This window comes from Microbulbifer maximicatervae (SeqCode) (genome assembly GCF_052467825.1).
In genome coordinates this window covers 1,578,016-1,592,313 of record NZ_CP174327.1, presented here as the reverse complement: position 1 = coordinate 1,592,313, position 14,298 = coordinate 1,578,016, and the positions used below count along the sequence as shown (strand labels likewise).

Here is a 14,298-nt window from a genome sequence, read left to right as displayed (position 1 = left end):
ACGCAAAGGAGGGCCAATGGCCCTTCTTTGTTTTTCGCCGTTGGTCTGAGGGGACGAAAAGAGATAGGAGAAAGCTGTGAGCGAAACCAATTCCGGGGTGCAAACAGAAACTGAGGCAAACCCCGAAGCCCAGACACCGCGATTGAGCCACGGCCTCTGCACCAGTGCCGGCATCAAACCGCAGAACGAAGACGCGGCAATCTATCACTGGCCAGCCAGCCCGCACTTGCAGGAATACCTAGGCGCAGTCGCCGCACTGGCCGATGGAGTCAGCTCTGCCGAAGCCGGTGCCCAAGCCAGCCAAACCGCCACTGAGCAGTTTGTGCGGGACTATTACAAGGTGCCGGATACCTGGTCTGTCGCCCATGCCGGACAGAAAATTCTCGCCTCCATTAACAGCAAGCTATACCGCAAGAGCCACGACTTTCCCCAACAGGAAAAGGGCTTCCTCTGCACCTTCTCTGCCCTGATTTTTAAATCCCGCACTGCCCATTATTTCCATATCGGTGACAGCCGTATCTATCACCTGCGCGGTGACAACCTTAAATGCCTCACCCGGGACCACAACATCACCCTGGCCCACCGCCAGCAGATGCTATCCCGCGCGCTGGGCATGGATACCGGCCTACAAGTGGATTACGGCCAGCTAAGCCTCGCTAAGGACGATGTACTGCTGATTACCAGCGACGGCGTGCACGACTTTATCAAACAGGATTTGCTGCGCGAGCTGCTGGCAGATACCGAAATAAGCGAACAGGAAACAGCGGAAACCCTGGTGCGCCTCGCCGAGGAAAACGGCAGTGACGATAATCTCTCCGCATTAGTGGTAAAGGTAAAAGCATTGCCACAAACTACCCTGGACGACTACAGCCGCCAGCTTACCCGCCTGCCCTTCCCACCGGAATTGGAACCGGGCATGGTATTGGATGGTTACCAGGTGGAACGGGAGCTGTTCTCCTCCCAGCGCAGCCAGCTGTACTTGGTGCGCGACAGTGCCACCGGGGAAATCCTGGTAATGAAAACCCCCTCGGTAAATTACGAGGACGATATCCACTATATCGACCGCTTTATTCAGGAGGAGTGGATAGGCCTGCGTATTCGCAGCCCCCAGGTAGTGCGCCTGCACCGGCAGACCCGCCCGCGCACCGCGCTCTATTACCTGATGGAGTATGTGCAGGGCAACACCCTGGAGCAGTGGATCACCCACAACCGCTTTCCCAAACCGGCGGAGGCGTTTCGCATCCTTAAGGAGATTGCCACCGGACTACAGGCCTTCCACGATCAGGAAACCATTCACCAGGATTTGCGTCCAGCCAATATCATGATCGACGGCGACGGGCGGGTAAAAATTATCGACTTCGGTTCAGTGTATGTAGCCGGCAGTGCCGAGATTTTCCGCCCCCTGGAACACCCAGAAGCGCTGGGCACCGCCAGCTACTCCGACCCCCACTATATCCTCGGGCACAACAGCGGTATTCGCGGCGATATCTATGCCCTCGCCACTATTGCCTACGAAATGTTTACCGGCGAATTGCCCTACGGCGAAGAAATTGAAAACTGCCGCTCCCACGCCGACTTCGAACGCCTGCGCTACCGCACCGCCAGCCAGTTTAATCCCATAGTCCCCATCTGGTTCGACCGTGCCCTGGAGCGCGGATGCAGTATCGACCTGGAACAGCGCTATTCCACGCTTACAGAGTTTATGCGCGACCTGGCTAACCCAAACCCGGATTACCTAAGGGAAGATCCTACTGAGAAAGGGGATGCCTCTTTGTTCTGGAAGATTCTTTGTGGGATTTGGGTGGCTACTTTATTGGCGGTGGCGGCGTTGTTTTCTTCTAGTGCTTGAGATTAGCACTTTAGGTGTAATAGGTCTTGTTTACAAATCTACTGATCTATCATATCTATGAATCGTTCTGATTCAGCAGGTGCTTTTGAATAGATAACATCCGAATGCTTTTCTATCTGCCTTTATGCTCAGTGTTGTAGTTGGTGATTTCACAGCTTGTTAATGCCAAAGGTCACAAGCGACTTTATATTAACTTTTGAATAATGTTTTGCAGCGCTGGCTAGCATACTGATCGATCTATTCTTTACTGAGAAGGCTGATCCCGTTCTTGATATTTGTTAACTAGTGATATAATGCAATTTCTTTTAAAGATGGTGTTAGCTAAATCTTTAAGAATGAAAATGGATATCGAGCGAGAAAATAAAAAGCCACTGTAGATTCTGTGGACACGAAACAAACCACAATATCTTGTCAAAGTAAATTGAATTTTCTCCTGATAAATACACCTTTAATCAATCATTCCATATAATACAATGCTTAGGTTGTAACACTAAGTCATTTCGGGGTATATACCAAGAAATTGTGCACGCTTGTCAAATCAGCGAAGATACGTGGGAAATTTCAACATCCATTAATGTATATCTTTGATTAAAGAAAGGCCAACGAGTTCTAGACGAAGAATACTACCTACCAAGTCTGGTGGGGAGAATTTATAAAGAAGTACCTCTCGTGTTCCAAGAGGGTGCACTAATCCTTGCAAACCTCGACTTAAGGGGAGCAGTAGATGTTGTATGTAATAATCACGAAGTAAGCGAAAGAAGTATATAAGTAACTGGGCAAGTAATAGACAAAATTGAAAAATATAAAAATGGTTTTCGGAGCTATATATCAGTGTAACCTAAAAATTACAGATACTCGAACTTAATAGAGCTGGTCAATCTATATGATATTATAGCTTGTAAGCGAACGTGCAGTTTGCTTTGTCTTTTGAGGCTCTCAAAAAAGGATAATTTTAATGGCAATCAAATTTCAAAAGGTTTCTAGACTAGGTTACTTGCCTCCTCAAGTTCGAAATACGGCCTATTTACACCCTGAAGATTGGGATGATTTTGGCCATAAGACGCTATTTACACTTACCGTCTTCGATGAGCAGGGAAATAAGCAAGAAATTGGTAATCTTAAAATTGGTTTTATCGGTCAAGATAGAGAATGGACTGAAGAAAAAATCCAACAAAACTTCGATGTATTGCCAAGAAATTTCTATTCTCTCGGCCAGGATGCCGACTATTACCGAAATCTTGTAAGTAAACTTTCTAATCAGATGACAATAAATGTACTAACGGCTCTAGGTGATGTTACTCATGATCCAGAACACTTGTCTATGGCAGAAAGTGAAAATGCTTTTAACATCTCACTAATGAGAAATTTAAATCGTTCAACTATAGAACATCAGTTTCGCAGAATACTAAGATACGAAGCCCCACTTACAAGTTATAACTTTTCCTACGAGAAGCCACCTAGTGAACGTTACTCGGGGATTAAGGTAAACTTTCGCGTTAATCCAAATAGCAAGCCTTCTTCCAATATTCACATATTGATTGGTCGTAATGGCGTAGGGAAAACAACCCTATTGAATAATATGGTAAATGCATTACTTCCTGATCGAGGAGATACAAAGGAAACAGGCTATTTCTCTACTCCCAGTGATTTCATAGGTACCACCACCCTTCATGAAGGATATTTCTCAGGAGTTGTATCTGTAGCCTTTAGTGCGTTTGATCCCTTTACCCCCCCTGCAGACCAGCCTAATGATAGTGCGGGTATGCGTTATTACTATATTGGACTAAAAAAACGAGTGACTCTACAAGGTCTGGATCAGTGGAACCTCAAGGAAAAAAATGATTTATGTATCGATTTTACAGAGAGTTTAAAACTATGTTTTGCGCTAATGGCAAAACGTAACCGATGGATTAATGCTGTTATAAAATTAGAGTCAGATTTTAATTTTGCAGAAATGAGCCTTCGCCAACTAATTAACGATTATGATGAAGATGTTTCGAATGAAAAATTTAATTTTTCAAAAAAAGCTAAAAAATTATTTGATCGAATGAGTTCAGGTCATGCCATAGTACTTTTAACTATCACAAAGTTGATTGAAACCGTTGAAGAAAAAACATTAGTCCTAATTGACGAACCAGAAAGTCATCTTCACCCGCCATTACTTTCTGCATTTACTCGAGCATTGTCTGATTTACTTGTTAATCGTAATGGTGTAGCAATTATCGCTACTCACTCTCCAGTCGTTTTACAGGAAGTGCCTAAATCATGTGTATCTATTCTCAGAAGAACCCGACTGGTTTTAAATGTAGATAGACCAGAAGGCGAAACCTTTGCGGAGAATGTAGGTGTATTAACTAGGGAAGTATTCGGATTAGAAGTTTCAAAATCTGGTTTTCATGACTTACTCGCAGGCTCAGTAGATGAAGGCAAGAATTTTGAAGAAATAGAGGAAGAGTATCAACATCAATTGGGTTTTGAAGGGAAAGCAGTACTGCGATCAATGATAACGATTAAAGGTTTACAGGAAGATAATTAAGAATGAGAGCCATAATCGCTCCAAATGAAGATCCACAAGTGGTTTATCAAACTTGTGTTAATAGCATTACTGATGAAAATTTACGCTATAGGCTTAACGAAATAACTAATGCTATTGGTACCGCAGCTCTTGAATACCATAACAGGGCCACGTCTAAGCAGCTTTACACTCTTCCTTCAAATAATTGCAGCAATGAAGAAATAGCTTTAGGTACCGTAAGTAAAAAGGAGCTAACAAGCGTTTATAGTTCACATATGGTGGGAAAAACCAAGCCTGCAAGATATATATATGATTCATTGTTATCCAGAGCACCATTAGGCCGATGCCCATTTTGTGGCACAGGATATGCGTCTACACTCGATCATTATTTACCTAAAACCAAGTATCCTCAGTTGTCAGTTGTGCCAATTAATTTAGTACCGTCCTGTAAGGATTGTAATACTGGTAAAAGCTCTTCTATTTCTTCTACTGCTGGACAGCAGAACTTGCACCCATACTATGATCATCAGTATTTTATTGATGAGCAGTGGCTTTATGCTGAGGTTCTTTACACGAAGCCAGCAACTATCCGTTTCTATGTTCTAGCACCGAATCATTGGGATAATACTTCTAAAATGAGGGTCCAATCACATTTTGAAGACTTCAAATTAGCAGCTCGTTATTCGATAGAAGCCAGCAACCAAATTGCTTGTTTAAGGGATACCTTATCGCATTATAGAGAGTCGCTGGGTACAGAGGGAGTTAGAAAACACCTAATAGTTGAAGCAGAAACAAGCAGTAAACAGCACAAGAACTCTTGGCAAACGGCCATGTTTCAGGCACTAGCCAACAATGATTGGTATTGTAACGGGGGGTTCTATGAGTGATACACTTAACAAACTACGAATAGCTCATAACAAGTGCATATTACTGCTAAATTATAGCTATTCGCTCAACCTATGATAATTGTCAGGAATATATTTTTCATCAAACTCAGTTGATAAAGGGAGAATATGCACTTATTAAATGAAATACCAACGAGTACATTTATTATATTAAGCGCCTTAGTTGGAGGTTTTTTTGCAGTTTTTGTCCCTAGAGTCAATCGAACTAGTGAAGCTTCAAATAATTTCAGAAGAAATGTAATGGATATATTTAGAGACGTTTATCCTACGCCTGAAAGGCAGCCTAAAGATATAAAAGAAATTATCCTAGTCTAAATGCAGAAATTCATAAATTCCGACCATTTATTCCCTGGTATAAACGGTCTAAATTTGATAAAGATTGGAACAACTTTAGAGGCTTTGATCAAGATGACTATTTCAGCCGGAATACTAATTTCTTCAAATATGGAGAACACTCTATAGATGGTGTTCCAAACAAAGGTTATGAGCAATTTCAAAGAAATTTATCAAAATTACTGTCATATGCAAGAAAGATATAAACTTTTTATATGATCTTATCTCGGAAGCTGATGACAACCTTTATGAAAGAACTCAAGAAACTTTGTTGATCTATGTATGAATAATACTAAAGTATTGCAGCCGGCTTAGATGCACGGCTGGAATAGGACAAAAATACTCAATCCATCCCTAAATCAAATATTCTATTGTCTCCAATATATTCTTAAATTTTTTAATCCCTCAGTACACGTTCTTTTTTATTTGTACATATATTTCTTCACGATACACAGGTAAAGATTTGGGAGCACGTATCCCTATCTTCACCTGCTTGCCCTTAACCTCCAAGACTGTAATTAAAACATTGGCCCCAATTCTTAAGTTTTCACCTGCCCGGCGCTTTAAGATCAACATATTGATTTCCTACTGATACTCAAATCATGGGTAAACCTTCTCTGATGGAAGGCTGAGAAAGTAACTTTTTGAGGAAATACGGGGTGGTGCGCGGGAACGATAGGCATAGAAGAAGAAAAGGCAGGCACAACGCTTCCAGAGCTTGGGGAATCGCACCAAGTCGCTGAATCGACTCCACTTTATTGAAGACGAACGGGTTTCTAGCGTATGATCCATATAGCCATTTTGATAGTCATGTTATCAATTTGGTCAGCTGGCCCCTGGTGTTGCTGCACCTTGGGTCAGCGCCTTTTACTGTCTCTTACGTCACGCTACCGTTCTCCTGTGAGAAGATGGTTCTTTAGAAAACTTTAGATGTCTTGATTCTCTCGAATCCCTTTGATCTTTGGCCATCGGCCTACAAAAGGCCGGCCAAAATACCAATAAATATCAATCGATTTTACGCAGCTTTGACACTAAAAAAAACTGAATAAAATCCAATAAGATCATTTTTGTGCCTATATTTTTAATGGCGATGCCCTTTCCACTAAGTGCTTCAGGCATGAATATCCGGTACGTAAGTCCCTTTCTACTCATAAGTAATATTTTTTTCCACCCGAACAATCCTATCGGTAGATAGTTTTTTTCTGGATAGAAAAGCTTTCGATTTTTGGAATCAGTGGACCAAATGATATGATGCGATTTCTTTTGAGTATTCTGATTTACCTTCGGTAGGGTGTAAAAGTGTATAAGTACTTCGGGTTATTAGCGTTAATATTTGTATCTGCCTGCGCTACAAATATACCGGTAGAAAAATTAAGTGGTTTAGAAGCAAGAACACACCTTGATCATGAATACTGGAGCGTCTCACTGCCAGGCAAGTGGAGCTATGAGGATAGTGAGGGGATGATCATCGCAACATCTCCAGAAGGTCAATATGCGCTCTATATAACGGTTTATACCGCCTCAGAACCTGCATCCAGCATAGCCTGGGGCAACGAGGAGATTAAGCATCTTAAGTCTGGAAAATATTCAAGGCCGGGGTATCTTTTTGACTTTCAAAAAGAGCAGAGTTATGAAAAAAACGGCAATGCTTATTACGAGCTTGATGGTATAGACCTAAAGAATGAAATGAGGCTATATAGCAAAGGAATACATCTGGGCAGTAAATTCTACACAGTATCATTTAATGATTACTATTACACCGACTCGCAAGAATCAAACAGTATATTAGAATTGATTCTTAACTTGTTTGAAACAAAAAGAGATGAAATTAAGCGAGAAGGTATAAAGAGCTTAGTCCAAGACAGTACAGCAAATGACCAGTAAGGGGAGATCACATACAACCTAGACCTGCACAGATATTGAATGCCCGTAAATATCTAAGCCAATAGGATATATAAGTATTGATGAATTTAAGACCAATCAAAATTCTACTAATATATTTGCTGCTCCCATGAAGAAGATAATGACCTTATTTTTAATGATGTTAAGTTTGTATACGTTAGGCTTCTTTACTCAAGCTTTGGCTTATTCTCAACTCGGTATTAATCTTAACAAGTATCTATATGCTCCATGGATCAAACATTTAGAAATAGACAACCCTATAAAAGTAACTTATAACAAAAGCGTAGAGTTCTGGTGTTCTCGTGTAGAAGGATGCAGTTATCAGAACCCTAATCTTTGATTGGCCACAGCAATCGAATCAATTTATTAATTAGATGTTATTAGTAAGTAGGAGTATCCCCCAATGAAATGGAGCAAGCTGAAATCTCTAGTTGAAGAAAAGTTTTCTCCATCTTTGGATGGCCGTATCTCTATCAACAGTACCAGTTATGGAAACTGTTCATGTGGACATGCCTGGTTGACACTTGATAAAGAAGTCATAGCAAATTTCTGTACAAGGGCTTTTTGGAATAGAGCGAGTGGTGATTACTATCGAAAGGATAATCGCTGGGTTACTGATTCCGAAGTGCCTGAGCATGTAAGTGAAAAGCAGAAAATATCCTATGGTGAGATGGAATATGGAGAGTTATCTCGGCAAGATGCGTATCAAGCTTGCTGGGAATTCGTTCATACCCTCAAAATTGATGAGGCTCTAAACTCCGAAAACCCATTGATTCAGTCCCTAGCCACACTGGATAAGCGTTTAGGCAAGCGCAGACTCAAAGAGATTGATACAGCAACTTTGCACCCATTATCAAAGAAATTATTGAGCATAAGATTGGAGTCTGAAGGTATTAAAGCCCCAGCAATCACAGAACAAACCTCTTCAACGCAACATCCATAGGTTATTTAATTATCTAAGTATCCAGCAAGCCATCAAGATAATATTACAAGGTTTAGATAGCAGGGCCGTTTACTCCAACACTTAACACCAGGCATACCCGGTACGATAGTCCACTTTTCAGAAATGTAGCTCCAAATATAGATAACGCGCTCTGATTTAACATAAAACTTTGGGCGAAGATTATCTATCACACCCCATTTTTTTATTTCTTATACTCGGTGTAATGCTATGTTATTTCTTGCGTTAGTAGCATCAAGGTCCAAAGGCTTCCAAGTGCATACCTACTATACACAGTACTAACTTTCTGATTCTTAATGATTTATGTCTGTGATTGATAAATATCAAAAATAGAAGATGTGAAATAGCTCCGTTTTTAGAGCGATATTATCAGCCCAAAATACACTATAACAAACTCAGCAGTACAGGATCTCTATTTTCACTTCCTTGACCCTAATTAGCTATTGTCATCTAATCAAATCGTTCTCGATAAGGAAATTCCACAATAATAACAACTGGGAAGTTAGGTATGACAAAGACATTTTCACAGCATGCTGTAGACAAGATTAATTCTATTATGAATGATCACAGCAATCATGTTGGTAGCCAGCTTAAAATAGGTAACCCCACAAAATATAAAAATCATATTTCTAGCGATTGTATAACAATGGCAATTTGGGTTCTTAAATATAGTTTTGAGAAGCTTGGAAAGCTTAATTCCAGCAAGCGAGTGGGTGGACTTGGAGAAAAAGGTACCGAGTTAGCAAAATACTTGATTAATACTCATAACTGGAAAGGCGTATATTATAATCCTGACGTTAAGCACCCTAGTGATGGTCTTGGTGAACATATTGCGAGCTACTACAATCAGGTAAAGAAAAACTGTACCTATAGTGTCAGTCGTGTGCCGATCAGCAATACTGTTATAAACTATAAGCCGAGCAAAAATAAAGTGACCACCTATTTGGATTTAACCAAGAAACAAGACGCAGATTACAACACATTTTCAAATATTCCATTTGGACTGGGAATGTCAAGTGGCGGCAGGCATGTATGGCTTTATTCAAAAGAGTTTGTGTACGAATCACACTGGGAAAAAGAAGCTGGCGATGGATTATATACTAAGACACAATTAAAAATGTTTCCCTGGCTCTCAGGAATTATTGTTGTACCACCAGACACGCACAACCTTTTAACTATTACTTCCACTAACTGTAAGTAATTATATCTATGCTAAAACCTATAAAAATCCTACTAATATTTTTAATGACATTGTCATCCTTCACCTGTGCTAGCACGGAAACGGATGATGTTAAACTGGACAAAGCTCAAGTTAATGTTGTCTTACGAGAGTGGAACAAAAAGGGATTCGGCGATAAGATTGAAACAACTACACTAACGATAATAACAGCTCCAGATTACAAGGGTGATATCGTTATTTTACGTGAAAATGAGCCAAAACGCGGTTTCACTGCGGAAGTTTACAAACCAAAGCCAAATGCACTGAACCCTGAGCTATGGGAGTTTGTATCTGGTGATATTGAAAAATCCATAGTGAAACAACCTAACGGTAAATTCCATTTATCCGAGATGGTTGATAAAGGGGTAAGAATAGAAGTTATCGACCTAAGCAATGAAAGTAACTAGCTATGTAAATTAGAGTAGCAACCCAGAGCCCCATAGATTTGTCATTTGCATTACTACTTCTATAGAATCTGGATAGCTACTCTATTCATCATAGCAAGACTATATTCATCCGGTTTAAGATCAGCTCTATTTCTAGACCATCACAAGTTTCTAATGGTTGGGTACATTATCCAAGAGATAAGACAGAATCATCAGAAGCTTCTGTAAATTTGATTTTAACGTAACCAGTTTTAGGAGATATATTTCATTGAGCGATAAGGTGAATATGAGAAATAAAGCACGTAGTTTTGCTATTCAGGCACATGGGGACCAGCAGTATGGTAGCCTCCCATACTCGGTTCACCTTGATGAAGTAGCTAAAATCGCTAGCGAGTATGGTGAAGAGGCCGAAGTGATAGCATATCTTCACGATGTAATTGAGGATACCGATGTAACAGCTAAAGAGATTGAAGATATCTTTGGCGAGCTGGTATCCAGGTGTGTGTGCATACTCAGTGATGAGCCAGGAGAAACCAGGAAAATAAGAAAATCTGCAACATATCAAAAAATGGCCAAGGTATCGGGATCAGAAGTGCTTGCTTTACTAGTAAAGGCCGCTGACCGCCTAGCTAACATAAGAGCTTGTCTTCGATCAGGTGATAAAGCTTTTCTTAATATGTATCGAGCAGAATACAAAATCTTTCGTCGATCAGCCTATCGGCCAAACCTCTGTGACAACATTTGGTCAGAAATAGAAGAAATACAAAACTTATAACACAGTAAGTAGGAGAGATGATTTTGAAGATCACAGGGATATATATAAGATCATCAAGGTAAAAATATTGTTAATTTACTTACAGTTTATAAATCGATAATACAATATCAGCAAAAATACTTCTACACGATTTATGATAAAAGGATTTCTAAATGACCCCCGCTGATTCATCCTACTCAGCCTCTTTTGGAACACAATATCATTTCTAGTTTGCTATCCAGCTTAAAACGCTAGTTCGTAGGTAGCATGCTGATCTGATGTCTGACAGTTTACATTCCTGCTTGCTTTGCCCTTTTTGCTAAGCTATAAGAGAGTTGCTCCTTACTAGGGGCAGCTAAGTAAAAGGTCATATGTATCAATGAAAATGCCGCTTAAAATATCAACGATTGTTAGTTGCTTTGCAGTTTTGTCAGCTGGGGGGGCGTTTCTCTTTTCACCCCCTATAGCTTGCAGTACAGACTACGAGTTCCAAAAATCGCTTGTTGTAAAACATATTGAGTCTAAAGGTTGGTCAGTAAAGCATCTGACTCCAACAGATAATCCTAATAGCAGTTGCCAAGCAAGCTTTCTTTATAAATCCGATACCCAACACATGAAGTTTGTTGTTGTCGCCGGCACTAAAGTAACATGGTGGGACTTCAGTGAACGCGGTTAATAGAAATTCCAAAACAATGGCACTATTGAATAGCTAAATCTTAATCAGTTATTAGCACCATACCTAAACTAAAGAAAAATGAAATATCTACTCCTGATTCTTATTTTCTTTACCATTGGTGGCTGTATTTCTCAAGAGCCAAAGGAAATTTTGTTACCTAAAATCATGTATATTGATGGTAATAATTTTATTTCTGTAAATATATTCAAAGAGTATGAATTAGAAATTAGCAGGCCAAATAGTGGCGAATTCAGCGTAAATATACCGGAAAAAGAAGCACCCAATTACTATGCATGCGGTGGGGTTTACTGGGACGAATCCCTATATGCTCAAAAGGTCCTAGAAGAAGCAGATTTAGTATTGGATTTTAAGGGCGTGAAAGAAGTTTGGGTCCCAATTGAAGGCGAGCCTAAGAAACTATATATTTTCGAAGTTCGGCAGCATAGCGAATTTCTGTATCCGATTGTATACACTCTTTTCGCCATACTGAAGCAGGGCGGTTTCATTCCGATACGGCAAGAAGGAATCAATACGTTATGAGAATAGCCACATTATTTATATTGCTTTTTTTCGCTACATTTAGCTATTCTGAAGAGATTACCAATTGCCCCCAACAACTTCAACGAATTGAAGGGTATGACCCTAGTTATCCAATCCGAGAGAGCCGTCAACCTGTAGATGGCTGGGTAGTTCTAACCGCTCGGCTTAATCCAGATGGGGAGTTAGAAGAGATCGACATTGTAGAATCAGTGCCAGATAATTTTTTTGATCGATCTGTTTTAAAAGCTGTAAGAAGTTGGAAGTTCGACTGGTCGGGTAGCTGGTGTAAGTATAAAACTAAGATTAGCTTCGTATTTATTGGCTGACCATTTTATGATTAAGTCACTTACAAGTAAGTTATATAAATTATGAAAAGATACGGCTACAAATTCGCCAAAGATGATGGCGGGCTATCTAGATTGAGTGGACTCCGCTTCTTTATCGGGCTATGTGCTTTTTTCAGTACAATCGCCAGCTTGATTTTCTCTGGTGAGAGCTACTTAAAGATATATTTAGCCTCACTCTTCGCTTTTTGGCTTGCGGCCTTCTTGGCAGAAGTTATCCCCAAAGTAAGATCCTATCCAGTTATATTTTCCGCACTAACGGCAAGTATAATTTTCTGGATTGATCAGAGAAATGTTTTCATAGTCCGTCAGTGTGAAAACTGGAAATGTATTAATGTTGAAGATTTAAGCGGTAAAATAATATATTTGGGTTTTTGTGGATTAGTAATAATTGCTTCTCTGTGGTCTTTGCGAAGACAGTCACACTAACGCATATAGGTATCATTCGACCCATTGGCACGAAAATGCTATATGGATATAGTGCGCCAAAAAACGACATAGCTTCAGCACACAATAGTAGTTTATAATTTATTTAAAATTTAATTCCTGTGCGACATATACCATCAATAATTGCTGCAATTCTTATTCCTTCGATAGTACTTTTGTTAATGGCCGGAACGTTAGGATTTTCTAAAATAAATTCAGCCGGCCCAGCATTTATTTTTATTTTTTCAATCTCTATATCACTAGCACACATGATTATTTATGTACCACTTGCATTAATCATAGAAAGATACTTTGGGTTAAATCTATTCAAATGTATTTGTCTAGGCCTAATTGTTGGCTCACTATACCCTGGAGTTAATGCTTGGCCGTATCCTGATGGAAGTTACATTGGTAAGGTTGAAGATACTTTAATGGGCATAGATGTGATCAAAGCAATTAATAGCTATCCAACGCTTTGGGGTTGGTTAATTTACCTAAAGCATGTACTTACAGTAGGCCTCCTTTTTGGAACCACTAGCGGTTTAGGTTACGGTCTTTTTTATAAAAGGCCAGTATCCTCTATCCATAGATAGAGAGATCTAATTGTTATAGATATCTTCATCAACACTTCATTAATGGCCCTCAAGTACACTGAATTTTTTATGTCATACGGTTCTACAGAGCACTTGAGATAAAAGTACAATGTATTGCTGATACGAAAGTTAAGGTTGCAACATGGCATGACTCAGGAGCGATTAGCACAGATTACATGGCTCAGTGTGCGTACCGTTCAGCGCACCGAAAGAGGTCAACATTTTGGCTCGCAATTACCAAATAGAATAAGAATCTAATTTCTCTGGTATTGTCGCTCTTTATAAGAGCCATAGTTTAGTCAGATTAAAAGTGCTTGACCGGTAAAGCCCCTAATATTTTAGGGACTTAATAAGATTGTCAGTTAAGTAAATTTACATGGCAAATTTCTGATTATAGCTTTGCCTGCCCCCAAAAGGTTTTGCAGATTGACTTCCAGAGTTTGCCGACTAGATCCTGATTGGAACGAGAGGCAGATTCTACAATTGCTCTATGTAGCTCCTTTTCAGATTCAGTAAATTCGCTTCTATATTTTTCTTCAATCTGTGCATAGGTCAGCCCTTTTGCCTTCATAAACCAAGATAAGAGTTGCCCTAAGTAAGATATTTTTTCTCTTGTTTTTTTCAGCTCATGATTTCTCTGAAGTACAGCGCCCTCACCTAACATCTTCCAAATACCAGCTTCAATCTGTTGAGCTTGCTCTGCAGTAAGCTGCTTATCTTTAGTTGCTTCTTCAAACATTTCATCTGCAAGTGCCTGTACGTTATCTGGCATAGTTGAAAGTGGAACGGAATATTCTCGCTCTCTGATTTTATAATCTTGAATAGTTGCCTGTAATATATAAATTACCGCAGCAATTAATGTGGTGATAAATTTCATTGTTATGCCTCTGTTGAT

At 39.9% G+C, this 14,298-nt stretch carries 16 protein-coding genes; 14 read left to right on the top strand and 2 right to left on the bottom strand.

Features of this window, described 5'->3' with window-relative positions; all coding sequences use genetic code 11:
• Positions 1-76: 76 nt before the first annotated feature.
• From ACJJII_RS07125 to ACJJII_RS07110, 4 genes are all read left to right on the top strand, one after another.
• A complete protein-coding gene (locus ACJJII_RS07125) occupies positions 77-1,849 on the top strand; it encodes a bifunctional protein-serine/threonine kinase/phosphatase (protein ID WP_444918756.1) in 1,773 nt (590 codons plus the stop codon).
• Between the two features lie 955 nt (positions 1,850-2,804).
• Positions 2,805-4,385 (top strand): AAA family ATPase, encoded by a 1,581-nt coding sequence (locus tag ACJJII_RS07120; RefSeq protein WP_444918755.1) that lies wholly within the window; start codon positions 2,805-2,807, stop codon positions 4,383-4,385.
• A gap of 2 nt (positions 4,386-4,387) precedes the next feature.
• The gene (locus ACJJII_RS07115) at positions 4,388-5,251 is read left to right on the top strand and encodes an HNH endonuclease (protein WP_444918754.1); all 864 of its coding nucleotides are present in this window, start codon (positions 4,388-4,390) and stop codon (positions 5,249-5,251) included.
• Positions 5,252-5,377: 126 nt separating this feature from the next.
• Positions 5,378-5,584, top strand: coding sequence for a hypothetical protein (locus tag ACJJII_RS07110; RefSeq protein WP_444918753.1), 207 nt, complete (start codon positions 5,378-5,380; stop codon positions 5,582-5,584).
• A 423-nt stretch (positions 5,585-6,007) separates the two neighbouring features.
• On the opposite strand, the gene csrA is transcribed toward ACJJII_RS07110, so the two are convergent.
• Complete coding sequence (gene csrA / locus ACJJII_RS07105) at positions 6,008-6,178, bottom strand: carbon storage regulator CsrA (RefSeq protein WP_444918752.1); 171 nt, start codon at positions 6,176-6,178, stop codon at positions 6,008-6,010.
• 723 nt (positions 6,179-6,901) lie between these two features.
• On the opposite strand from csrA, the gene ACJJII_RS07100 reads away from it, so the two are divergent.
• The 10 genes from ACJJII_RS07100 to ACJJII_RS07055 all read left to right on the top strand — a co-directional run bounded on the left by ACJJII_RS07100 (position 6,902) and on the right by ACJJII_RS07055 (position 13,661).
• Complete coding sequence (locus tag ACJJII_RS07100; RefSeq protein WP_444918751.1) at positions 6,902-7,486, top strand: hypothetical protein; 585 nt, start codon at positions 6,902-6,904, stop codon at positions 7,484-7,486.
• A gap of 421 nt (positions 7,487-7,907) precedes the next feature.
• Positions 7,908-8,447, top strand: coding sequence for an SF0329 family protein (locus tag ACJJII_RS07095; RefSeq protein ID WP_444918750.1), 540 nt, complete (start codon positions 7,908-7,910; stop codon positions 8,445-8,447).
• 526 nt (positions 8,448-8,973) lie between these two features.
• Positions 8,974-9,666: a hypothetical protein gene (locus ACJJII_RS07090; RefSeq protein ID WP_444915032.1), complete on the top strand. Its 693-nt coding sequence runs from the start codon at positions 8,974-8,976 to the stop codon at positions 9,664-9,666.
• 8 nt (positions 9,667-9,674) lie between these two features.
• Positions 9,675-10,091: a hypothetical protein gene (locus ACJJII_RS07085; protein WP_444918749.1), complete on the top strand. Its 417-nt coding sequence runs from the start codon at positions 9,675-9,677 to the stop codon at positions 10,089-10,091.
• 247 nt (positions 10,092-10,338) lie between these two features.
• Positions 10,339-10,845 (top strand): HD domain-containing protein, encoded by a 507-nt coding sequence (locus tag ACJJII_RS07080; RefSeq protein ID WP_444918748.1) that lies wholly within the window; start codon positions 10,339-10,341, stop codon positions 10,843-10,845.
• A 358-nt stretch (positions 10,846-11,203) separates the two neighbouring features.
• Positions 11,204-11,500, top strand: a complete 297-nt coding sequence (locus ACJJII_RS07075) for a hypothetical protein (protein ID WP_444918747.1) — start codon at positions 11,204-11,206, stop codon at positions 11,498-11,500.
• Between the two features lie 78 nt (positions 11,501-11,578).
• Positions 11,579-12,040: a hypothetical protein gene (locus ACJJII_RS07070; RefSeq protein WP_444918746.1), complete on the top strand. Its 462-nt coding sequence runs from the start codon at positions 11,579-11,581 to the stop codon at positions 12,038-12,040.
• Entirely contained in the window at positions 12,037-12,366 is a 330-nt protein-coding gene (locus ACJJII_RS07065; RefSeq protein ID WP_444918745.1) for an energy transducer TonB, read from the top strand. The genes ACJJII_RS07070 and ACJJII_RS07065 overlap by 4 nt, the downstream gene beginning before the upstream one ends.
• Positions 12,367-12,992: 626 nt before the next feature.
• On the top strand, positions 12,993-13,403 hold the full coding sequence (locus ACJJII_RS07060; protein ID WP_444918744.1) for a hypothetical protein: 411 nt from the start codon (positions 12,993-12,995) through the stop codon (positions 13,401-13,403).
• A 114-nt stretch (positions 13,404-13,517) separates the two neighbouring features.
• Positions 13,518-13,661, top strand: a complete 144-nt coding sequence (locus ACJJII_RS07055) for a helix-turn-helix domain-containing protein (protein ID WP_444915039.1) — start codon at positions 13,518-13,520, stop codon at positions 13,659-13,661.
• Positions 13,662-13,794: 133 nt separating this feature from the next.
• On the opposite strand, the gene ACJJII_RS07050 is transcribed toward ACJJII_RS07055, so the two are convergent.
• Entirely contained in the window at positions 13,795-14,280 is a 486-nt protein-coding gene (locus ACJJII_RS07050; protein WP_444895515.1) for a hypothetical protein, read from the bottom strand.
• Positions 14,281-14,298: the final 18 nt, after the last annotated feature.